Raw genomic sequence first — 24,317 nt, forward strand, 5'->3', positions numbered from 1 at the left:
TTTATATATATTTTCCACATAATTCATTAACGTTCTATACTTTACTATTTAGAGGTTATCATGTAAATTTGTATTTATTTTATATTTAACATATTTTTTATAGTTTTCTTAATAATTCATTGATTTTATTATGTTTTTATAAACATTATGCTTATATTTAAACGTTTTGTCTTTTTTAATCAATAATTTACTTGAATAAATTTCAAATGTATCAATACATTTGAAAAAAATCACCCCGCTAAGTAGATACTATGATAGCTTTTTAAGCTATACTACTTAGCGGGGTTCTAAAGTTAACTTACTTTTTAAATAAAATAAAAATTTATATTAAGTTTTTTAGTAAGCTTTTAAACTAATTCTTTTATAATTTCGTAAATTTGCTTTACATCTTCAACTCTTGTTTTTCCTGTTTCTTTGTCAATTATTGAATTGTAAACATGAGGCATTACTCTCTTACACCCAGCATCTAAACAAACTTTTAATATTTCTTTAAAGTTATTTAAATCAATTCCTCCTGTTGGTTCTAATGATGGTAAATCATGTTTTGCACAAGCCTTTGCCACTACTTTTAACTCCTCTATACTTTTTAATCCACCCATTGGAAAGAATTTAACTGCATGAACACCCATATCTTTTAACATTAATACAGCTGTTTCAACATCTACTATAGCTGCTTCTCCATTTTGACTTACTGGACCTGTTGAAATTTTAACTTTCCCTACTATTCCAGTTGGTGATATAAGTGAATTAACCATTGTATTTTTAGCATTGTTTGCCCTAAGCATTCCCACAGCTACTGGAGCTCCTGTAAAAACTTCATTAACATGTCCAGCATCTGTTGCTGCAGCTATTTTAGCAGCTTTTTCCCATTGCATTGGATCTCCTGCCCCAAGCCCTACTGAAACTGTTGGTATTTCTTTAAGCCATTTATTTACTTCTACTATGCCTTCTTCTGCATTATTAAATTGTTTTGAAAGTACTCCAACTGCTACATGTCCATCAATTGCTTGTACTATCTCTTTAGCATTATCTATATCCTTTGCTAAAACATTTATTGCTACTTTACCATTATAAAAATTAATTTTTTGTCCTGCCATATCTATTTCTCCTCTACTATTTCTTTTAATTTTTTTACAATTATTTCTTTATCACCATCTATCATAGGTCTAGGATCAAATGTTATATATCCTAAATTTACTTTGTGCTTTCTTCCATGAATTGATGGATTTCCTTCATTAAGCATTTTCATCACTTTAGACGCATTTATTCCTAATATTTCTTCTTTAACTTTAACTTCTGCTCTATAGATTATTCGCCCAGCCTCATCTACAGTAACCTGTGCTTCAAGCCCATTAATATTATTTATTTCTTTAACTAAATAATTAACTATTTCTTTTTGAGATTCTAATTCTCTTTCCTTATCTTTATTTACATAAATCTCCAAAGCCTTAAGTAATCCCATTATATTTTCTTTTCCCACCTTCATGGCTCTACCTATGCCTTTATACTGAGCTTTTGCATAAGCAATATACTCTTTTTTCCCAGTAACAAAACCTGAGGTTGTTGCTTCTATAGCTTTAGCTCCACTGTATACTACTAAATCTGCTCCTAATTTATAATATTTTGTTATATCCTCTTCTGCTGCAGCATCCACTAATATAGGTAAATTATTTTTATGAGCTATTTCTATCATCTCATTTAAAGTTACCATTGATTTTTGAACACAGTGATGAGATTTTACGTACATAAGTGCTACTGTATTTTCATTTATAGCTTCCTCGATATGTTCTTTAAATACTTGATTAGAGTAACCAACTTCTACCGGTTTCCCTCCTCCAAGTCTGATCATGGTCGTTATAGGTGCTCCATAATTTACAGCATGTCCTTTTTGAATTATAACTTCATTTTTTAATCCAGTAGTATCTGGAAGTTTTTCTATTAATGAAAGTTTTCCTTTAGTTATTAAACCTGCTATAGATAAAGCTATTGCTGCTGATGCAGATGATGTTACACAAGAATCTTCTGCTTTTGTATAACTTGATATTATTTTTCCAGCTTTATCAATCAAAGAATCAATTACAACATAATTTTGACCTCCATTTTTTGTAGCTTCTGCTACTTCATCACTTAATGTAGATACTCCCAATGCTGTCATTCTTCCTGACGCATTTATTACTCTTTTTAATCCTATATCTTCATAACAGTTCATAAATTTCACCTTCTTCTAATATTATAAGAACAATCCACCTGCTAGCATTGCACCAATTATTGCTCCACCTGCTATTGGTCTTTCAAATTTATAAAATATAGCTCCTCCAACAAATGCTCCTATTCCCGTAGGTATTGAATATTGTATGGCTGAAAGAATTATTAATGGCCCTAAATATCGTCCAGTAGCATTACCTGCTCCCATCATAATCCCTGTTCCACCCGCTGCTATTCCATTTGGCATTATTTTTCTTATTATTATTATTAAAGCTCCAATTACTAATCCAATTACTAAACCTGTTGCTAATGCTAATGGAAAACTATTAATTGGACTTTCAACACCTGCGGCTAACATCATAGCTGGTATACCAATACCAACACCTGTTAAAAGTGATCCCCCTATATCTAAAATTCCAACCAATGGTCCTTCAAGTATTCTAGCCAACAAAAAACCTGTAGCAAAACCTGCTGCTGCTGCATAATCTCCACCATTTAAGCCCTCATCTAACATTTGAACTACAAATATTTCATTAAATGCCCCAGTATGATGTATAACATACATATGAGTTCCTGCAAATATAGCTGCACATGCTATACCAACTATTAAAGGGAACGAAAGATCTTTAAGTAAAAATAATAATAATTTATCTTTTTTCTTATTTTCCATAATAAATTCTCTCCTTTACTTTTTAATATTAAAATGGTAAACCTAATTTCTTAGTAAATCCTCTAAAATAAGCTATCGCTAAGAACATTATTACAACTATTACTATTAACACTTGAGATGTTCTATTCTTATATCCATTTTCTTCAACAGTTTGACCAACTAATATACCTAATACAATTCCCGGAGTACCATTTCCAGTAACCATATGCGATACTCCACCTAATATAGTAGCCCATATTCCTGTAGTTTTTCCTGAATCTAATGCTGCTAACCAAAATATCGCTGGCATTATTGGATTTATCATTAAATTAGCTGCTGGCGTTAATACTTCTTTAGCTATTGTTGATAATTTCATAGGTATTATTGATGATATAGTATTTAATAATGTTACAACTAGTGCTCCTACACCTGCTCCAGCAAACATCATTTTTTTAGGATTATGTAATGTTTCTTCTATGTTTTTATTTTTTAATAACAATATAGCTGCCGAAAAATTAGGTATTATTCTATGAAATACATCTTGAGTTAATGCTCCTGATGCTACTGTTGATGCAGCAGAATTAAATAAAAAACCTAGTCCAAATGAAAAATGTGCTATAGGATCTCCATTACATGCATTTAATTCTCCTAAGGTTCTAAATGCTCCTAATCCTTGTGACTCTGGTGCATGGAACATTCTTGCTGCTCCTGCTGTTATAGCTGCTCCACCCAATGTCCCAATAATAAGCGATTTAATAATTATCAAAAACATATTAATCCCTCCCGATTAAAAATCTACATATTTTACATTTATTCTAATTGTTGCTCTTACTTTAACTTCTTCCTTTTCTCTTGGCATAAATATGAACATAAATTTTTCTTTTATTTTTTTTGATTTAAATTCTTCTATAAAAACATCTATTGGTTCCATGTGTATCACTATACCGTTTACATGATTGTATACTTCTTTTCTTAATATTGAGAATATCTTACCCATTGCATCCGCTTTACTCTTACCTTTACTTGATAAAGTTATATCAATTTCTTTCTGAAACATAACACTTTTGGTTTCCATAACTTTTCTACCTCTCATTTAAATCTATATATGCTTTTACCAATTTTTCTCCTAGTTCTTCTACATCCATAAATCCAAACCCTAATACAGTATTTCCTTCTTTTAAAGCTGTTACTCCTGCTTCTACTGAACGTAAATGATGTTTTGCCTTATATCCATATTTATTTGCTGCCATCAAAGCTCCTGCTCCACCAGATCCACAAAAACTTATTCCTATAGTAGCATTATTTTCCTTCATAGCATCACCAAGCTTCATGTCTGCCGCCATCCCTGGTATAACTATAGCTTTTCCACCTGCTTTTTCTACTCCAGCTGCTACTTTTTGACCTTTTCCTAATCTGTGACCAATTACTACTACAACTTGATTTTTCATTATAAACTCCTCCTTAAAATTATTAATTATTTATAGTTTTATTTTCTTATAAATTTTGTTTTGCAACTTGTATATGTATTGATACTAAATAAATCTCTGATAGATTTTGTTCTCTTCCATATCGAGTAAATATATCTGAAAAAAGCTCTATAGCTATTTTTATTGCGTCTTCTGATAATTCACTCACCATATCTTCTCCTAATACATCTACAAACTCATTATTCTTAGCTCTATCTATAAAACTAATAATATGATTCCAAAAACTTATAGCAAAATGATCTTCAAAATTTATATTATATTTTACTAAGACACTATTAACATGTTCTATATCTTTTTCTATATCTTTTAATTTATTTCCATCTATTTTAAGATTATTTTTTATTAAATTTAAGTATTCCACTCCCATTGCCTCCTGTATGCACCACATACCCTAGTTCAAGTTTCACTAAAATTTTTTGTTCATTTTCTTCTGAATCTTTTACTATTTCATCACATGGTTTAATATTAAAAATTGTAAGATCAGCTATATATCCTTCTTTTAACTCTCCTATCCCTTCAAGGTTAAAAAAATCAGCCACATCTGATGTAACTTTTTGTATACACTCTTCTAAAGTTAATCCAGCACTAATTAACTTGTTTATTACATTTAAAATGCTTCCTACTGGCTCAACCATATTAGTGTGATACAAATCAGTACTTATAAAATCTGGAATCAAATTATTTTTTAAAGCTTTTTTAAAAATTTTTATATTAAAACTTGCACTTCCATGTCCAACATCAAATTTTACTCCTCTTTTTTTAGCTTCTATAACTTCATCCTTTAATGTTCCATCATCTTTAAATAAACCATTTTTTTTACCATGATATGAATGAGTAACTATATCATTTTTATCCAATAAATTTAAAACTTCACTAGCACTTGGAGGATAATTCCCCATATGCACTACTAATGGCAATTGGACCTTTCTAGCTATTTCTTTTCCAATAGCTATTGGTTTTAATCCATTTTTGCCTACTACTGAAGCACTCGCTCTTACTTTAATTGCTTTTATATTGTCTCTATTTTCATTTACAACTTTTAATACTCTTTCTTCATTTATAGATTCTAAATTAGATAGTTCATTTAGTGTATCCAACCCGTAATCTGATATATTTAAACAAGTAAATACTTTTGTTTTTACTTTATTTATAACATTTTCTTTAAAATCCATATAATTTAACGGACCAGATGTTCCAGCATCAAATATTGTAGTAGATCCTCTTTCTATTCCTAACAAATCTGCTTCTGTCCCTATAGGTGACTTTCCTTTATAACAATGAGTATGTATATCAATAAAACCTGGAGCTATTATTTCTCCATTAAGCTTTAATATTTCTATCCCATTTTCTTCTAAATCATTTCCAATAACTTTTATTATTCCATTTTCAATTAATATATCTAGTTTATCAAATGAATATCCATTTTTAGAACTTAATAAACGCCCTCCTTTTATAAGCAGCTTATTCATTTTAACTCTCCTTTCTAATTTAAATATCTTAGTATGGATACAACTTCTGTTTTACTAATCTTTAAGTTATATTTTTCTTGTATGTTTTTAAATGTTTCTTCTATAGTTCTAAACAATGTTTTATATTGCTTTTCATAATGTTTTAATTGTTTTTCTTCAGTAAACTCTCCTCTTTGCCATCTTGGAATAGCCATCATTAAATGAATTAATATACCATAAACTCGTTTAAACTCCTCTTCATCTAATCCATGTGGAAAAATCTTTTGAAATAACTCTCCAAATTCTACTAATATCAGCCCCATAAATTCTGAAAATTCATAAACGTTATCTTCCTTTATGTCTAATCTTTTATTTGATATAAAGCCTCCAAGATTTTTTATTTCCTTATAAAATTCATTAACATGTTTTTTAGGTATATATTTTAGCATTATCTTTGTAAGTGCTTCGTCTATATATTTTTCTTCTTTATATACATCTTCTATATATTCATTTTCAAGATAAAGAAAATCTCTAATCTTTGAAAGTTCATACATAGTTATTATTGGACTAACTGTTATTGTTGGCTTATCTAATTTATCAGTTTTTATAGTACTTATTATTAAATCTACATCTTCTAATAATTCTTTATCTTTTTCAATATTTATTATAGAAACTATATCTTTTATGTTGATTTCTGGAATGTTATTTTTTATTCTTGTAGCTAATAACTTTGATGTACCTCTAGAAGTATTACAAACTACTACTATATTCTTTTTTACATATATTTTGCTTTTTTCTAAAGATTTCACAAAATACATAGTAATAAATCCAATCTCATCTTCACTTAATTCAAATAAATATTCATCTTTAAATATTTGTGCTGTTTTTCTTGCAATTTCAAATACCTCTCCATACTTTGCTTTAATTTGTTCTAATATAGGATTTTTACTTATTATATTTAAATCATATCTCTTTATTGTAAGCCTCAAATGATTAATTATCTCTGAATTTAATGTTTCTAACTCATTTTCTTTTATATTCAAATGTTCATAGACAAATTCAACTATTCTTTGAGATACTACATTTAACTTTTCTTCATCTATCCCTGTTTTTTCTATGGTTATTAAAAATATATTTTCTGAGAGAAGTAAGTGTGAAAAATATGCTATTTCTTCTTCCACATATGGAATGTTAAAAAGACTTTGAATTTTCATATATATTTTTGTGGCTTGCTTATAAATTTTAGTAGTTTTGTACCTTGTTACATCTTCTTTATATTTTTCTATACTTTTAAAAAGTCTAATTCTTTTTACAAATGATAATATCATAAGTTTTAATTTAAGTTCTTCTGATGTATCGATTCTTATATTGAATTCATCTTTTATATGCTCAATTACTTGGTCTATTCTTTCACATTCACTAGTGTCAAAAATATTAAAAGATGTTTGAAATATTTTTTTTCCATATACTTTTATTATTAATGGAATTAAAACCTCTCTTATATATAATCTTATAGCTCCTTCTTCTCCTGATAATTTAAAACCATGATGCGGCTTACCTTCTATTGAAATAGAGTGATCTAAAAGTTCTTCATTTATATCCTTTATAGTGCTAAGTACTGTACTTCTTGATACAAAAATCAAATCTGCTAATTGTTCAGAAGTAATTATTCCACCTGAATAAACTAATTTGCTAATTAATATTATCTTTCTATCATCTGTAGATAATATGATATTATCACCTAAATTCATTTTGCTTAACGCCTCTAAAGCTTTTTCTTTTTGTGAAATTACAATTCCTACTCTAGGTATTTTTTCAATTATTGCACCATTTTGATTTATCCAATATTCTATATCTTCTAAATCATATCTTATAGTTCTTAAAGATACATCAAATTCTTCTGATAACTTCTTGGCTGTTATACTTTTTTTAGAAAGCAACAATCTTTGAAGAATCAACTTTTGTCTTTCAGTTAAGATCATTAAAATCACTTCCTTGATTACATATTAATATAATCTTTGCACTATTAAAATATTAAATGTCTTCACGATTAATAGTGCAATTTTATACTATTAATCATATTTTAGTAACATTTTTGCATTATTTAAAGGTGCAATTTTTATATTATTATCCTGAGTTATTAATAAAAATATTCTAATTAAACAAATAAAAACCCATAACAATACATTTCTGTATTGTTATGAGTTTCATTGCAGATGTAATACTCTACAAGCTCATATTATCTTTTCTTAATTATCATAAATTTATTTATATTAAATTTTTCTTTATATTCATAATAAATAATATAAATTTTTTTAATAAAACTTCATATCTAACTTTTATTTTGACTTTTTCTTACTGGTTTAAATTCTGAATTTTTATCATTAACATCTATATACGTATAATCTCCGTTTTCAGTCTTTTTGAGACCTAAAGATGCCATTTTCTTTTTAGTATTTTTATATTTTGTACTCATTTATCTCACCTCTTATAAATTATTTTTACCATTTATAATTATGTTATCCTTAATAATTATAAATTTATAAACGTTAATTTGATAAATCTATTTATGTTAATCATTATTAAATTTTGAGTAAAATTATTATTTCTTAACTATATAAAATCTTTAAATCAATAATTTACCTAAAAAAAATATAACTAAAAAATAAATTTTCTAGCTATATTTAAACTTAAATATTTAATTTACACACTAAAGATAACTACATCAAATCATATACCGTATTTATTAATAGTTTATCTATTATTTTGAACATGAACAAAATCTTTCAAGCTTCATTAAAGCTGCTGCTCCTGCAAGAGTTGTGCCAAAAAAAATAGTAGGCTTATCTATTAAAAAATTTGTTATTGTTTTATTTGCTATTGTGCTACCTGTAGCAACTACTATATCGCACCAATTCAACAAATCTTCTGTAGATTTATTTCCGTCTTCAACTAATACCCCATATTTAATCTTACCTATAGTATCTGAAGCCAAATCCACAATCCTAACTGGAAAATTTTTAGAAAGATTTTCTAATATTGCAGGTTGATATCCTATCATTGCTATTTTAGGATTATCATACTTATTTTTAATATAATCAACAAACTCCAATGCACATAGTTCCGGTTCTCCATCCTTACAATGAATTGTTTTGTCTATTAAGTTCAAATATCTGCATACAGCATTTAAAGTTGCAATGTATACAGCAGTATCAAAATTAGTTTTTAAAGGCATTTCAACAATTTGTTTTAAAGTTCCTTCAAAATTATTAGGCATATCTGTAAAAGCTTGACCTTTTTGTCCTCTAAAATCTGCCTCAAGCAATTTTTCCTTTCCCTTTATAATAGGAAAATCTTTTCTTTCTGGATTTCCTATAGCTTCCTCTGGCTTTAAAGCCTTTCCTTTTACTTTAACTTCATCATTTAAAAAATCGTTATCATTAACTATATTTATAAATTTATTAAATAAAGTATTATAAAATTCTGTTTCTTTCATATAATTGCCTCCATAATTTTATTATAAAATTTGTATATCACTATCTTTAATTCCTACATACACTTCTTTTCCTGGATTTAGCTCTAAATCTTCAATACATTTTTCTGTTACAAAAGAATTCAATTCAATTCCTATATCAATTATAACTTTCTTTATAAAACCTTGATTAATAACTTCAACAATTCTACCTTTAAATTTATTCTCAAAACTTTTGGTTTTAGAGTTTAAAAACAGAACAACATTTTCACCACGTACTGCTGCTAACCCCTCATTAACTACTTTATTGTTTTTAACAACAAACTTCATTCCATTTGATAAAATCGCTCTTCCATCATTTACTTTACATTTAAATAAATTACTAAATCCAGTAAATTTAGCTATAAATTCTGATGCAGGATGTTTAAATATTTCCTCTGGAGTTCCAATTTGATGAATCTCTCCATTATTCATAACTGCTATTCTATCTGCTAAATACAAAGCCTCATTAAAATCATGAGTCACATGAATAGTTGTAGTATTTAGATTTTTATGCAACGTTTTTAGATTTTGTTGAAAAACTTCTTTAGTACAAGGATCAAGTGCACTACTAACTTCATCCAATAATAATATTTGTGGAGAAGTAATAATAGCTCTTGCAAAAGCAACACGTTGTTGTTCTCCTCCACTTAACACAGATGTATTTCTATTTAATAAATGCTCTATATTAAGCATTTCACATATAGCAAGTAAAGCTTGCTCTGCACTACTTTTAGACATCTTCTTTACTTTAGAACTAAAAAGGATGTTTTCTCTTACAGATAAATGAGGAAATAACAAATAATCTTGATATACAAATCCTATATTTCTATGCTCTGGCGGAACATTACTTAAATTTTTATTATTTATGTATATACTTCCTTTATCCAGATTATAAATTCCTGCTATTGTTTCTAAAATTATAGTCTTACCTGATCCTGTTGGTCCTAATATAACAAAATATTCTCCTTCTTTTACTTCAAAGCTTATATCCTTAATTGTAAAATTACCAAGTTTTTTATAAATATGCTCTAATTTAAGCATGAAATAGCTCCTTTTACGTATTATTTAATATTTTCTATATTTCTCTTTTCAAACAATTGAAAAACAGACAAGCAGACTATAGACATAATTATTAATATTGTTGCTGCTGCTAAAGCTTTATCTAATTCTCCACCAGACAGATTTAAAAATATTGCTGCTGGTAAGGTCTCTGTTTTCATACGAATAGCTCCTGCAAGCATAAGTGCAGTACCAAATTCGCCCAATGCGCTAGTCCATACAATTATAACTCCTGAAATCAATCCATTTCTAGCTAAAGGAAGCGTTACCTTAAAGAATGATTCACAACTGCTATAACCAAGTGTTCTAGCAACAAATTCTAACTTAGGATTAATACTTTCAAAAGTTACTTTTAAAATTCTTATCATATATGGAGTATTAATAAAAAAATGAGCTACTATTATTCCATATATAGAAAAAACAGGATCTATTCCTAATTTAGTAATGATATTTTCTATAGGTTTTGTAGTAAATAGCAGTAAAAGAGCTATTCCTGATGCAATTGGTGGAATTGAAATTGGCATTTGTACTATTGCATTTATAATTTTTTTACCCCAAAAGTTAAATCTAGCCAATCCATATGATATAGGTATAGAAAATATCAAACAGATAATTGTTGATATAGTTGATGTAAAAAAACTTAACTTAATTGCAAACTGAATTTCTTTGTCTAAGAGGCTTTCTATTAAATTAGGAATGCCTCTTATTAATACTCCAAATATTGCAAAAATTATAAATAATATAAAGACAAATAGAAATATACATATAGACGTTTTAAAAAAAATATCTTTAAAATTTTTATTAATTCTCATTAGTTGGCCCTCAATACTACTATAAAGTAAACAATTACAATACACCTATTCTTCAACAGGTTTTAAATTGTTTTTTGTAAATATAGCCTTTCCTTCATCTGAGTTAGTAAAATCAATAAATTTTTGACATAATTCCTTATCTTCACAGCTTTTCAGAGTGCTTATATTTACTTTTTCAATCGAATTTTGTTCCTTTGGTATTTGAACGCAATCTATATCTTTAGATGCATTAAGAGCATTATCTTCCCAAACAATTGAAGCATCTGCTTTTTTCATAGAAAGATAAGTTACTATTTCATTTACAGTAGAAACTGTGGAAACAACATTAGGTTTTACCTCATCTTGAATACCAACTTTGGCAAATAATTTCATAGCCAATTTTCCTAATGGTGATGCTTGAGGATCTCCTAAAATAACTCTAACTCCAGACTTTGAAAAATCTTGTAAATTTTTTATATTAAGTGGATTTCCTTTAGGTACAGCAATTGCAGGTATATGATATGTTAAATCTTTTTTATCCAATGTTAATTCTTTTTTATTTGCCATTTCATAGTCTTTATTTGAAGGCAATACACAAATATCTCCTTTATGTGAAATCTCCATTTGACCTATAAGATCTGATGCATTAGCATAAGTCAATTCAACCTTAACACCATTTTGTTCTTCAAAATTTTTACCTATTTCATCCATTGGCTTTTTTAAACCTGCGGCACAATAAATCAACAAAGACTTATTCTTTTCATTATTTGCAGTAGTAGGTTTAGATGCTTGTCCGCAACCTGCTAATATAATAGAGAGTATTAATAATGTTGAAATTAAAATTAGTGACTTTCTTTTCTTCATAAAAATTTTTCCTTTCTTCTAGTATCTCATTTTAGCCCCTTTTACTCTAATATAATGATTTTCTTTAGTATTCTATACAACTAGAATATCACGCTAACATTTCCCAGTCAATAAATCCCATATTTAAGTTTTTTATTTTTTAAACCATCTATAGCTAAATTTACAGCATAATCAGTATTCATAAACTTTAATATCCTATAGATTTCTTATTAGCACTATCCATACCTTATACTTTATAAAAATGTGATTTCAAAAAACAGGATATACAACTTAAATCTTTATATTTGTATTAATAAGTTTCACATATAAAATCCTTCTGTAAAATTGTTTTATAAATGACTTTGTAGCTAAATAAATTACATTCTTAGGTACTAATATAAAATTACTTTCATAATATTTAAATCTTCATGTGTAAAAAGTATAATAAAAAACAACTATTTAGACTTTTTATCTAAACAGTTGTTTTAATCACTTTATATATTCCTGATAATTCAAATGAATTGTATATCCTGTATTATCAAATTTATAATTTGTATTTTCAAGAGGTGGTCTGCTAGATGCTAAATTCATTCCAACAGAATAAAGTAATTCTGCAAGATCTTTAGGATCTAAAACAACTGTACCTGTCATAAACCCTTTTTCAATTAAATCTTTAGCAGCTGGCATTCCATCAATCCCAACAACCGGGATTGTTTTTGCTTTATTTCCTTTATTATATCCATATTTTTGTAAAGCTTCAACAGCACCTACTGCCATAGCATCATTATTAGCAATTATAGCTTCTATCCTATTACCATATTTAAGGAATAAAGATTCAATAGAACTTTTAGCACAATCTTGCATCCATTCACAATTCGATGAAGAAAGCTCTTCTGTTTTTATTCCTGCCTCGTTAAGTGCTGAAATAGAATATTTTGTTCTTAAAGCTGTTAAATCACTCCCAATCCTTCCTTTTAACATAATATATTGCAATACATTATCATTATTTTTATCTATATACTTTTTATTAGAATTCCATTCCTTAGCCAATATATTCCCTTCCATAATACCAGATTCTTTAAAATCTGCTCCAATAACCACAAATCGTTTATATGGCTTAACAAAATTTATTATTTCTTCAGTAGGATCTGGATTTAAAATAAAAGGAATATTTTTCTTCATAACTTTGACTAAAGTACTTTCTACCTCATCTAAATTTTGACTAATTAAATTTATAATAAAAAGATCATAATCCTCTGTAAGAGCTTTTTCAATACTCTCGTTTTGTACACTTTGATTATCTTTTGCATCAAAAAAAGTAAATTTAACTTTATCTTTGTTTTCATTTTCTATACGTTCTAAATTTTGTTTAAGTAAAGAAATATACATAGCATTAGAATTATCTAAAAATACAGCTATATTAATTGGTGTATCTTTATTAAAATTTGAATTAGCAAATACATTAGTTTTTAAAACTTCTATTGGTAGCGTTGTTATTATAATTGGAATCATAATAACTATTAATATTTTTTTTAAAATGTTCATTTAACTCCTCCAAGATACATGTTTAATTACAATTATTAATCTTAGCATTTGTATTAATAAAAAAAATATTCTAATTTAGTGTTATTAAAATTTAATATTTTATGCGTTAATCATAAGTAAATTCAATAGTTGTATTAAACTTAATGTTATGATTTTATGTTTTAAATCATGTACTTCATTTTAAAACATAGTTTAAGTTTTTTAAAATAATATAATAAAAATTCTATAAGAATATCATTTCATAAAAAATAAATAATATATTTTTTATATTATAATTTTTATTAGTTGCAACCTATTTTAAAATCTAAAACTTTCTTAAAAATTCAAAAAATATAAACAGTCTCCATAGCTTTTTATATTTTCATATTTCCTATAAATATTTTACTTTAATAAATATTCTAATGCCTCAAGACTTACTACTGGTCTTATAAGTTGCATTTTTTTAACTTCCTCATAGTCAATACCTGCCACCCCATTTTGAAGTAATGATACACCATAACCCATTTCTTTTGCTCCATTATAAGAAAATAATAAACAGTACTCTGCTGCAAACCCACTTATAACAACAAATTCAACTCCAAGTTCTTGAAGCTTGTCATGAAGTTTTGTATTAAAAAACGCATTGTTATATTCTTTATAAATAATAATATCATTTTCATCTGTAACAATAGAATCAACAAATTCAAAATTTTCTGAACCAGGACCTCCATCAACTTCTATATCTGATACTCTAACAACAGGATATCCTTTTTCTCTAAAAATACTTGCCGCCTCATTTATATACTCTACTGTTTCATCAAATTCTCTTTGACATTTGCAAAAATCACGACAACCTTTTTGCATATCGATTATTAAAAAGGCTAATTTCATTCTCATACACTCCCTTTAATTTTTAGTTCTCATTAAATTAATACATTTATAACTTTTTATTTACTTTTTATAAAAAAAGATCTCTGTAATAACACTAAAGCCTATAATTAGTATTGAAACTTTATTTAAAATTAATATATTAAAACATATTTTTTGCCATTTTACCATATTAATCCAATTAATTCAATTTATTTTGAGTGTAAAATAATATAAAATTATATTGTCTTAATCTTTTTAAACATATTTATTTAATAAAAGATAACCTTAGTTAAGTTAATATTCATTATAAAATAACCCTGCACCCTTTATGGTTTCCTGCTCTTCAAATAAACTTAATACGGCCTCATTATAATCATTTAACTTTTGTGCCTTCTTTATTTTTTTAGCATATTTTTTATTATCTGAAAATATGTAAATCATATATCCCCATAATTCTTTCATTCTAAATATTGCATTTCTATCTTCATTAAATAATTCTCTATAGTTATTAAAAATTTCATCATGAAAATCTTTTAACACTTTTTTATCTAAACCAGTCTTATTTTTTATCTCATACATTAACCATGGGTTAGCTAATATACCTCTTCCTATCATAACTGTTTTTACTTCTGGAAAAGTTTTTATTAATTTATTATAATCATCAACTGTAAAAATATCACCATTATAACATATTGGATTACTACTTAAAGATAATGCATCTTTAAATACCTCTAAATTAGGTTTATTTCCATAAAAATCTTTTTGTGTTCTAGGATGAATTATTAATTCTTCTATAGGATATTTATTATATAATTTTAATAACTCATAAAATTCTTCTGGACTATCTTTTCCTATTCTAGTTTTTATAGAAATTTTCATATCATCAATTTTAAATATTTCTTCTAAAAATTTATCAAGTTCTTCTCTTTTAGCTAAAAATCCTGATCCTCTATTTTTAGAAACAACTGTACCTGCTGGACATCCTAAATTTAAATTCACCTCGTTATAACCTAATTGTTGTAATTTTCTAGAAGTCATAATAAAGCCTTTCGAATCATTAGTAAGTATTTGAGGTACTATATTTATTCCTTTATTATTTTCAGGTAAAACATCTCTTAATTCTTTAGTTTTAAGGCTTTTACTTTTGTTTGTAACAATAAAAGGTGTAAAATATTTATCAATATTATCAAAAAATTTTTTATAAGAGTTTCTATATATGTATCCAGTGATTCCTTCCATTGGTGCTAAATAATATTTCATTTAATAACTCCTTTAAAAATAATTATTCTCCAACCATTATTTTTAATATCTCTTTATCTGTTTCTTTCATGCCTTCACGTGCCATTCTTCCTACATTATCAATTGTATTATCAACACCTTTAGCAACAATACCATCTCCACTATAAAACTCTTGACCATTTAAATACATATTATATCCAAAAATCCCTGCGTCAACTGCTGTTGCAATTTTAGCTGCACAAGAAGATTTTGCTCCATCGCATATAATTCCTGATACAATTGCAAGCGCATTTACAATAGTATGTGATACAATTTTATTGTCACCCCCATTTAAATATGCTATTCCGGCTCCAGCTCCACACCCTGCACTAACTGCTCCACAAAAAGCAGATAATCTACCTATTCCAGTTTTTTGATGAATGGTTATAAGATTTGATACTACAAGTGAACGATATAACTTTTCATCACTAGCATTAAACTCTTTTGCATATTCAATTACAGGAATTGATGCTGTCATTCCTTGATTTCCACTTCCTGATACAATTATTACTGGAAGTTCACAACCACTCATACGAGCATCAGAACCAGCAGCTGCAGCAGCTTTAGCTCTAATTTTTATATCATTACCATATGTCTTTAATAAAATTTTTCCTATTTGAGCTCCCCAATTACCTGTAAGTCCCTCTTTTGAAATAGCCATATTATATTCAATTTGACGAACTATTGTACCTTTTATATCATCAATACATACTATATCTGCAAACTCAACAATATCTTTAACATTTAAAAGACTTCTATCCGTAATACCAGCTGAATTCTCTTTTTCAATACCTGATTTAAAGATTATTTTTTCATCTTTTTCAATAAAGACAATATTTGTATGATAATTTTCAATTATTAAATTAACATAAGATGATTTGCTATAAAGTGTTACACTAATATAAAATGTCACATTTTTATTGCTTGGACTTACCTTTATTTCATGATTTAGCATATAATCTTTTATTTTAGGCTTATCTTTATCATTCACATTTGCAAGTACTTCTAAAACTGCTCCTTCATTACCAACTGCAATTCCTGCTGCTAATGCTGCTTCTATTCCTTTTAATCCATTTGTATTTGGTACAATGACACTTTTCACATTTTTAATAATGTTACCGCTTACCTCTATTTTACATTTTTCAGGAATTTCACCTAAAACTTCTCTCGCCTTAGCTCCTGCATAAGCTATCGCAATTGGTTCTGTACATCCCATTGCTGGAACTAATTCTTCTTTTAATATTTGGACATAAGCATTATATATTTTATCATTCTTTTTCATATTAAAATTACTCCCTTATTAATAAACTTATCTTTAAAATATATATGTTCTAATTGAATTATTACATTAATTAGTAATATCTAGTTAAAATCATATATATCATAAATTTTTCTACATAAATTTTTTACTAAATTAGTTAATAATAACATTTATAAATATTCTAAGATTTATATTAATGAACAAACTTTATTGAAACTTATATATCTTAAATAAGTATTTAATGTATCTGTATTATATCATAAACAATAATTTCTTTTTACCCTAAGAATTATTTTTTAATTTACACTTTTATTTTTAAATAACTACCAAAAATTTTTTAACTTTCTATATTATTAACAAATTAATATTTTATTTAAATATTTACAATCTATCTGATATTTTATTTCAAATAATATATAAATCAAATATTTCGAATACCTTTTTACATTTTTTCACAATTCTATAATATATTAATATATTAAGGGGGTGCTATTAAATGGTTACTAAGAAAAATTCAAACTCAACTCAAACAAATATACCAAAAACAAACATGAAAAAAACTCTATCCCTTTGGAATTTTTTCACTATTGGATTTGGTGCTATTATTGGTACAGGATGGGTTTTACTAGTAGGCGATTGGATGATTATCGGTGGTGGCCCTATAGCTGCTATGATTGCATTTATTATTGGTTCAATTTTCCTTTTACCTATTGGAGCTGTATTTGGAGAACTTACCTCTGCTATTCCTATTTCTGGAGGTATAGTTGAATATGTAGATAGAACTTTTGGTTCTAAAATGTCTTATATTACAGGTTGGTTCCTTTCATTAGGGAATGGTATTCTTTGTCCTTGGGAGGCAATTGCTATCTCTACTTTAATATCTGAAATGTTTGGAGAATTTTTCCCATTTCTACGCAGTGTAAAGCTTTACTCAATACTAGGTGCTGACGTTTACCTTTTTCCAACATTAATTTCGCTTTGTTTTGCAGCTTATGTTATTTTATTGAACTTTAAAGGTGCTTCTTCTGCAGCAAAATTACAAGGCTTTTTAACAAAGGCTTTACTCGCAGGTATGATACTTGCTATGGGAATTTCTATTTTTAAAGGTAGTCCTTCTCACTTGAATCCGATTTTCAGACAAGTAGATGCCACAAGTTCATCTACAACCGCTACTAGTATATTTTCAGGTATTCTTAGTGTCTTAGTTATGACACCATTCTTCTATGCAGGATTTGATACTATTCCTCAACAAGCTGAAGAAGCAGCTGAAGGACTCAATTGGAAGAAATTTGGTAAAGTCATTTCTATAGCATTACTTGCATCAGGTATTTTTTATATGGTTTGTATTTACTCATTTGGAACTATTCTTCCATGGGATGATTTTGTTAAACACACTGTTCCTGCTCTCTCTTGTCTTAAAGATATCAATATAATTTTATATGTCATCATGCTTTGTATTGCTACTTTAGGACCTATGGGACCTATGAATTCATTCTATGGTGCTACTTCTCGTATAATGCTTGCTATGGGACGTAAAAATCAGCTTCCAAAATCATTTGCAAAAGTAGATGCTAAAAGTGGTACTCCTGTTACATCAAACATTATTTTAGCAATTCTTACTTTAGTTGGACCTTTCCTTGGTAAGAATATGCTTGTTCCACTTACTAATGTTTCTGCACTTGCATTTATTTTTTCTTGTACAATGGTAAGTTTTGCCTGTCTTAGAATGCGCAAAACAGAACCTAATTTGAAAAGACCTTATAAAGTTCCTGGTGGAAAATTTGGGATTTCTGCTGCTTGTTTAGCAGGATCTATCATAATCGGTTTAATGATTATACCTTCAAGCCCTGCTGCTCTTAAAACACAAGAATGGGTTATCGTCATTGGCTGGCTCATAATAGGATTAATTCTTACTACACTTACAAATATAAGTAAAAAAAATAAAAATGCTTAATGTAAATAATATAAATTCTATTAAGAAATTTTTAATAATTAATAATATAGTTTATTAAAATTACTTATTAGTAAATTTATTATGAACAGATAAATTTGATCTTACTTCTTACTTCTTACTTCTATACAGAAGAAATTTGAGAGCAAGAAAACTTATAATATATTAAGGAGGATTATATACATGAAGAAAATTGCTTTTATAGGTGGTTTACTTATTGATGGCACTGGAAAGGAGCCTGTTAAAGACTCATTGGTATTAATAGTTGATAAGAAAATAAAATATGCTGGTCCTAAAAAAGATTTTGAAGAAGATTACAGAAAGATTAACATATCAGGAAAAACAATTATGCCGGGTCTTATAGATAGTCATTTACATTTTTCTGGTAATCTTACTGATGATGATTCTGATTGGATTTTAGAAGATCCTATTCAAAAAACAGTCGTTGCAGTTCAACAAGCTCATGAATGTCTTGAACATGGTTTAACTACTGTCGGTGAAATTTCACGTTCAGGTTTACACATCCGTAATATGATTGAAAAGGGAATTATGCAAGGACCTCGTGTAGTCGCTACTGGATTAGGTTTTGCACGTACTTGTGGACATGGTGATTCACATAAAGTTCCTCTATGGTATAATGAACAATCACATCCATGGGCTGAACGTATTGACGGTCCTTGGGAACTTCGTAAAGCTGTTAGAAGAAGATTAAGAGAAAATCCTGATGCCATAAAAATTTGGTCAACAGGTGGTGGAATCTGGCGTTGGGATAAAAAACTTGATCAACACTATACATTTGAAGAAATCCAAGCTGTTGTTGATGAATGTAATATGGTAGGTATACCTGTATGGTCACATGCAGAAGGATATGGCGGAGCACTTGATTCTGCTAAAGCTGGTGTTCATCTCATTATTCATGGACAAACACTTAACGATGAATGTTTAGATATAATGGCAGAAAAGGGGATATATTTTTGCCCTACTATTCAATTTCTTAATGAATGGTTTAAGACATATGCTCCACCATATATACAAGAGATACATGACCAATATTCAGGTGATACTGTTGCTGAAAAAGAACTAAACCGTATTTATGCCAACCTTAGAAAAGCTAAATCTAAAGGAATAGGCTTAACTATTGGTTCTGATTCATTCTGTTCAAGTTTAACACCATATGGTACAACTGCTATTGGTGAAATGTATTCATTTGTTGAAAAAGCTAACATTTCACCTATGGATACAATAATGGCTGCCACTAAAGTTGGTGCTCAGATGCTTAATGTAGGAGAGATTACAGGTACTTTAGAAAAAGGTAAATTTGCTGATCTTCTAGTCATTAATGGAAATCCTTTAGAAAATATTCGCAAAATAGCTGTTGATAATATGGATATTATTATGAAAGAAGGTAGTTTTATAAAAATTACTTTTTAAATATAAATAAATTTTTTTAAACTTTGTTAATATTGCATTATGAATCCGTGAATAAAATAAAAAACTATACTCATGCACATTTTGAGAAGTAACTTTAAATAAGCAAATATAAAATAAGTTGCTATTTATGTAAAAAAATTAATAATATAAGCCCATAAAAATCTTAATTTTAGATTTTTATGGGCTTTAATATACAAATAACGAACTCTTTAATCTACATATTTAAGTATTTTATTATCAAATTTGATATTTATTTTTTATCATTTATATATTCCTTATAATCTAAATTAACTGTAAATCCTGTATCATCAAATTTATAGTTTGTATTTTCAAGAGGATCTCTATCAGAAGCTAAATTCATTCCAATAAAATAAAGAGCTTCTGCAAAATCTTGAGGTTCTAAAATAACAGTCCCTGTCATAAACCCTTTTTCAATTAAATCTTTAGCCTCTGGAATTCCGTTAATTCCCACAACTGGAATTGTTTTTGATTTATTTCCTTTATTATATCCATACTTTTGTAAAGCTTTGACAGCACCTACTGCCATATCATCATTATTAGAAATTATAGCTTCAATTCTATTACCATATTTAAGAAATAGAGATTCAATAGAAAGTTTAGCACAATTTTCTTTCCCTTCACAGTTAGAAGATGCAAGTTCTTCTGTTTTTATTCCAGCCTCATTAATTGTTAAAACAGAGTATTTGCTTCTCAAATATGTTAAAGGACTATCAGTTCCAACTTTTAACATAATATACTGCAATATATTATCATTATTTTTATCTATAAGCTCTTTATTAGAATTCCATTCATTAACAAGTATTTTTCCCTCTATGATACCAGCTTGCTTATAATCTGCTCCAACAATCACAAATCGCTTATATGGTTTAAGGAAATTTATTATTTCTTTAGATGGACCTGGACTTAAAATTAAGGGAATATTATTTTTCATAATTTTAATTAAAGTATTTTCTACATCACTTAAGTTATTAGTAATTAAATTTATTATAAAAAGATCATATTCTTCTGTAATAGCTTTTTCAATATTTTCATTTTGTATACTTTGATTATATTTTGCATCAAAAAAAGTAAATTTAACTTTATCCTTATTTTCCTTTTCTATACGTTCTAAATCTTGTTTAACTAAAGAAACATACATATTTTCTAAATCACTTAAAAATACACCTATCTTAACTGGTTTTTCTGTATTAAAATTTGAATTAGCAAATACATTAAAATTAAAACATACTATTGATAAAACAAGGATAATAGAAAGCATAACAGAAATTACTATTTTTTTCAAATTATTCATTAACATCCTCCAATATATCGTTTAATTTTAGTCATTAATCTTAAGATTTGTATTAATTTTAAAAATATTCTAACTCAATTTATATGATTTCTTTATAATCAACACTTGTAATAACATATGATATGAAGTAATCTAAAAATTTTGTTTTCCTTTTTTATTTTTTATATTTTACATATATTTATTTTATTGTATACTCTTTATCTTCTACATACCCGTTAATGTTATCTATGTAACCTCTAAAAGGAATATAAATTGCCACTCCTGTATCATCAAGTTTATATTCAGTGCCTTCAATTGGATTTTTATTATTAACTAAATTCATACCTACGCTATAAAGAGCCTGAACCAAATCCATTGGATCATGAACAACAGAACCTAACATAATTCCTTCCTCTATCAATTCTCTAGCTTTTGGTACTCCATCAACTCCCACAACTGGAATTGTTTTTGTTTTATCGCCGTTATTATATCCAAATTCTTGCAATGCTTCAATTGCTCCTAGTGCCATCGTATCATCATTTGCAATTATAACTTCAATTTTATTACCATATCTTAAAAGTAACGACTTAATTTCATTTTTAGCTAATTCCAAATCCCATTGACCAACTACCAATGCAAGTTCTTCAGTTTTTATTCCTGCTTCTTCAATTGTTAAAATAGAATATTTTGTTCTTTCAAGTGGTACCCTATTATGACGTTCACCTTGCAACATAATATATTGCATTATATCATCTTTGTTTCTATCAATTAAATCTTTATTAGCATTCCATGCATCAATAAGTATTTTTCCTTGCATTATTCCAGATTGTTTTGAATCTGTTCCTATATATAAGGCTTTTGCATAAGATTTAATGGGCTCCATTGTAAGTGGTTCTCTATTAAATACTATTACCGGAATATTATATATTTTAATTTTATTAATAGTTTCTTGTAAATATTTTGTGTCAGTTGCATCTAATAAGATAAGGTCAACACCTTCTTTAACTACTCTATCAATAATTTCATTTTCTATTGCCAAATTAGATTTTGAATCATAACAGGTGAATTTAACCTTACCTTGATTTTTTTTTTCAATTTCTTTAAAATCTTCACAAATATATATAAGATAATCATCATTAGCAAGATCTTTTGCAATTAAAGCTACATTAACTAGCTGTCTTGCTGAAGAGTCTTTAGTAACACTTATAACTTTTTTACTGTTACCTACTAATATAACTAAAATAATAATTAAAGCTGTTATGCTTGTTAATATTTTTTTTAATACACCCATATTATTCTCCTTAGTTTATTTTTAATTATTCTGATATTTATCTAATAGGTCAAACTAAAATAAATATATTTCTTTTATTAATAGTAAATATATTTATATCAAATTGTAAAATTTTCGAATCAATATCCTCTACTTAGAGATAATTTAGTTTCTAGTTTTATTATGTATTAAAAAAAAAAAATCATTCCATTAAATTTACATTAACAAAATCAATAAATTTTTTATTTTACTATAGCAATTTACTTAATAAATTTTCAAAGTGATTTTTATGGTCTTTAACTATAAAAAAATTAATTTTTTGTGTATCCTTATAGAATTTAAACATCAACCCAGCAGTAGTAGCTTGAGCCATTGTTAGAACCTTTGAAGTAATTATATAAAATCTAACTTGTTTATTTTGCATATTAGAATGTTTTCTGTATATATTTATGGCCTTCTTACTATTAAAATCAATATAATGTTTTAAAGATTTAAAATATATTCCTCCTTTTTTAATTTTAAAATCATCATAATGTCTATGAGTTTTAATTACCCAATTCTCATAACTTTTATGATTATTTAATAATTTAACATTAGCATGCTGAGGAACAGTCAAATCTTGAATTAAATGACAAGCAGCACCTAAATAAAACATTGAACCCTTAATATTACCATGGAAATATTCATTTAACGCCCTAATATAGTAAGATATACATTCCTTTTTTGCATCACTATTACCATATAACCCTTTATTTATATCAGGATTATAAAAATGATTACTGCTTTTTAAATCCTGATCAGCCCAAACTACTCCCTCATTAATATTGCTTATATAAGATTTCATAAGTTTATAAGCCTCTATATGTCCATCATTTTTTAATACTATTAAAGATTGAGTATTTATGAATTTATGAACTATACATTCAGCCTTTATTATTTTCTTTTTTATTGGATTTACAGTTTTTAATATTTTTTTAAATACATATGAATATAACTTTTCTAAAATTTCCATAATCATCATCCCTATAAATATATTTATAATCTAAGTTATTATAAACATCTCTTTGACTATTATTCATATTTTTAAGATTTTATAGCAATGATTAAATTTTATACATATTCAAAAAATAATAAAAGGCCCTTGAGATTCAGTAATAACTAACTTTCCTAACGGAATTAATGAAGCTAGTCCAAATTTAGAAACTGTTACACCTATTAAACCAAACACCCCTAATGGATCAAGTTTCATAATTTGATTTGTTACCCAAAACATTGCATCACCTACACCGGCAACACCAACAACAAGTGATGAAAATACAATAGGGGCAACTATCGTTTTAATTAATCGAATAAAAATATCCCCAAAAGGTTGTAAGTATTTAAGTATTTTTACATTATATTTGGAGAATTTATTTTAAAAATAATTATAAGGCTGGTTCAAAAAT

At 27.1% G+C, this 24,317-nt stretch carries 23 protein-coding genes and 1 pseudogene; 2 read left to right on the plus strand and 22 right to left on the minus strand.

Translation table 11 applies throughout. The features are described 5' to 3' along the window. Positions 1–347: 347 nt before the first annotated feature. The 18 genes from dagF to KYD98_RS08450 form a co-directional block, all read right to left on the minus strand. The gene (gene dagF, locus KYD98_RS08365) at positions 348–1,097 is read right to left on the minus strand and encodes a 2-dehydro-3-deoxy-phosphogluconate aldolase (RefSeq protein WP_219779169.1); all 750 of its coding nucleotides are present in this window, start codon (positions 1,095–1,097) and stop codon (positions 348–350) included. A 2-nt stretch (positions 1,098–1,099) separates the two neighbouring features. Then, positions 1,100–2,209, minus strand: a complete 1,110-nt coding sequence (locus tag KYD98_RS08370; RefSeq protein WP_219779171.1) for a DgaE family pyridoxal phosphate-dependent ammonia lyase — start codon at positions 2,207–2,209, stop codon at positions 1,100–1,102. Positions 2,210–2,230: 21 nt separating this feature from the next. Further along, entirely contained in the window at positions 2,231–2,875 is a 645-nt protein-coding gene (locus KYD98_RS08375) for a DUF4310 family protein (protein WP_219779172.1), read from the minus strand. 28 nt (positions 2,876–2,903) lie between these two features. Beyond that, positions 2,904–3,626 carry a DUF4311 domain-containing protein gene (locus KYD98_RS08380; protein ID WP_219779173.1) on the minus strand — a complete coding sequence of 241 codons (723 nt, stop codon included), beginning with the start codon at positions 3,624–3,626 and terminating at the stop codon, positions 2,904–2,906. 15 nt (positions 3,627–3,641) lie between these two features. Continuing rightward, positions 3,642–3,929, minus strand: a complete 288-nt coding sequence (locus KYD98_RS08385) for a DUF4312 family protein (RefSeq protein WP_219779174.1) — start codon at positions 3,927–3,929, stop codon at positions 3,642–3,644. A gap of 7 nt (positions 3,930–3,936) precedes the next feature. Then, positions 3,937–4,302 carry an SFCGS family glycine-rich protein gene (locus tag KYD98_RS08390; protein WP_219779175.1) on the minus strand — a complete coding sequence of 122 codons (366 nt, stop codon included), beginning with the start codon at positions 4,300–4,302 and terminating at the stop codon, positions 3,937–3,939. Positions 4,303–4,348: 46 nt separating this feature from the next. Continuing rightward, on the minus strand, positions 4,349–4,702 hold the full coding sequence (locus KYD98_RS08395) for a PRD domain-containing protein (RefSeq protein WP_219779176.1): 354 nt from the start codon (positions 4,700–4,702) through the stop codon (positions 4,349–4,351). After that, entirely contained in the window at positions 4,674–5,810 is a 1,137-nt protein-coding gene (locus KYD98_RS08400; protein WP_219779178.1) for an amidohydrolase family protein, read from the minus strand. The genes KYD98_RS08395 and KYD98_RS08400 overlap by 29 nt, the downstream gene beginning before the upstream one ends. 14 nt (positions 5,811–5,824) lie before the next feature. Continuing rightward, entirely contained in the window at positions 5,825–7,771 is a 1,947-nt protein-coding gene (locus tag KYD98_RS08405; protein WP_219779180.1) for a BglG family transcription antiterminator, read from the minus strand. Positions 7,772–8,121: 350 nt separating this feature from the next. Further along, positions 8,122–8,265 carry a hypothetical protein gene (locus KYD98_RS08410; RefSeq protein ID WP_219779181.1) on the minus strand — a complete coding sequence of 48 codons (144 nt, stop codon included), beginning with the start codon at positions 8,263–8,265 and terminating at the stop codon, positions 8,122–8,124. Positions 8,266–8,550: 285 nt separating this feature from the next. Continuing rightward, the gene (locus KYD98_RS08415; RefSeq protein WP_219779183.1) at positions 8,551–9,285 is read right to left on the minus strand and encodes a Rossmann-like domain-containing protein; all 735 of its coding nucleotides are present in this window, start codon (positions 9,283–9,285) and stop codon (positions 8,551–8,553) included. A gap of 21 nt (positions 9,286–9,306) precedes the next feature. Then, positions 9,307–10,344 (minus strand): ABC transporter ATP-binding protein, encoded by a 1,038-nt coding sequence (locus tag KYD98_RS08420; RefSeq protein WP_219779184.1) that lies wholly within the window; start codon positions 10,342–10,344, stop codon positions 9,307–9,309. A gap of 20 nt (positions 10,345–10,364) precedes the next feature. Next, positions 10,365–11,174, minus strand: coding sequence for an ABC transporter permease (locus KYD98_RS08425; RefSeq protein ID WP_219779185.1), 810 nt, complete (start codon positions 11,172–11,174; stop codon positions 10,365–10,367). Positions 11,175–11,219: 45 nt separating this feature from the next. After that, entirely contained in the window at positions 11,220–12,017 is a 798-nt protein-coding gene (gene modA, locus KYD98_RS08430; RefSeq protein WP_219779187.1) for a molybdate ABC transporter substrate-binding protein, read from the minus strand. A gap of 468 nt (positions 12,018–12,485) precedes the next feature. After that, entirely contained in the window at positions 12,486–13,541 is a 1,056-nt protein-coding gene (locus KYD98_RS08435) for a galactose ABC transporter substrate-binding protein (protein ID WP_219779188.1), read from the minus strand. Between the two features lie 381 nt (positions 13,542–13,922). Further along, the gene (locus KYD98_RS08440; protein WP_219779189.1) at positions 13,923–14,411 is read right to left on the minus strand and encodes a cysteine hydrolase family protein; all 489 of its coding nucleotides are present in this window, start codon (positions 14,409–14,411) and stop codon (positions 13,923–13,925) included. Between the two features lie 273 nt (positions 14,412–14,684). After that, a complete protein-coding gene (locus KYD98_RS08445) occupies positions 14,685–15,650 on the minus strand; it encodes a tRNA dihydrouridine synthase (RefSeq protein WP_219779191.1) in 966 nt (321 codons plus the stop codon). A gap of 22 nt (positions 15,651–15,672) precedes the next feature. After that, positions 15,673–16,950: an L-cysteine desulfidase family protein gene (locus tag KYD98_RS08450; RefSeq protein ID WP_219779192.1), complete on the minus strand. Its 1,278-nt coding sequence runs from the start codon at positions 16,948–16,950 to the stop codon at positions 15,673–15,675. A gap of 475 nt (positions 16,951–17,425) precedes the next feature. On the opposite strand from KYD98_RS08450, the gene KYD98_RS08455 reads away from it, so the two are divergent. Continuing rightward, a complete protein-coding gene (locus tag KYD98_RS08455; RefSeq protein ID WP_219779194.1) occupies positions 17,426–18,883 on the plus strand; it encodes an APC family permease in 1,458 nt (485 codons plus the stop codon). A gap of 180 nt (positions 18,884–19,063) precedes the next feature. Continuing rightward, a complete protein-coding gene (locus tag KYD98_RS08460; protein ID WP_219779195.1) occupies positions 19,064–20,311 on the plus strand; it encodes a metal-dependent hydrolase family protein in 1,248 nt (415 codons plus the stop codon). 250 nt (positions 20,312–20,561) lie between these two features. Here the strand turns inward: KYD98_RS08460 and KYD98_RS08465 are convergent, their stop codons facing one another. The 4 genes and pseudogenes from KYD98_RS08465 to KYD98_RS08480 form a co-directional block, all read right to left on the minus strand. Continuing rightward, positions 20,562–21,623: a galactose ABC transporter substrate-binding protein gene (locus KYD98_RS08465; RefSeq protein ID WP_219779197.1), complete on the minus strand. Its 1,062-nt coding sequence runs from the start codon at positions 21,621–21,623 to the stop codon at positions 20,562–20,564. Between the two features lie 178 nt (positions 21,624–21,801). Continuing rightward, positions 21,802–22,893 (minus strand): galactose ABC transporter substrate-binding protein, encoded by a 1,092-nt coding sequence (locus KYD98_RS08470; protein WP_219779198.1) that lies wholly within the window; start codon positions 22,891–22,893, stop codon positions 21,802–21,804. Positions 22,894–23,122: 229 nt separating this feature from the next. Beyond that, a complete protein-coding gene (locus KYD98_RS08475) occupies positions 23,123–23,884 on the minus strand; it encodes a zinc dependent phospholipase C family protein (protein WP_219779200.1) in 762 nt (253 codons plus the stop codon). Positions 23,885–24,022: 138 nt separating this feature from the next. Next, positions 24,023–24,268: pseudogene (locus KYD98_RS08480) on the minus strand (cation:dicarboxylate symporter family transporter); the annotation flags it as partial. Between the last annotated feature and the right edge of the window lie 49 nt (positions 24,269–24,317).

Origin of the sequence: Clostridium weizhouense (assembly GCF_019431045.1) — a bacterium.
In the GTDB taxonomy this organism is placed as follows: Bacteria; Bacillota; Clostridia; order Clostridiales; family Clostridiaceae; genus Clostridium; species Clostridium weizhouense.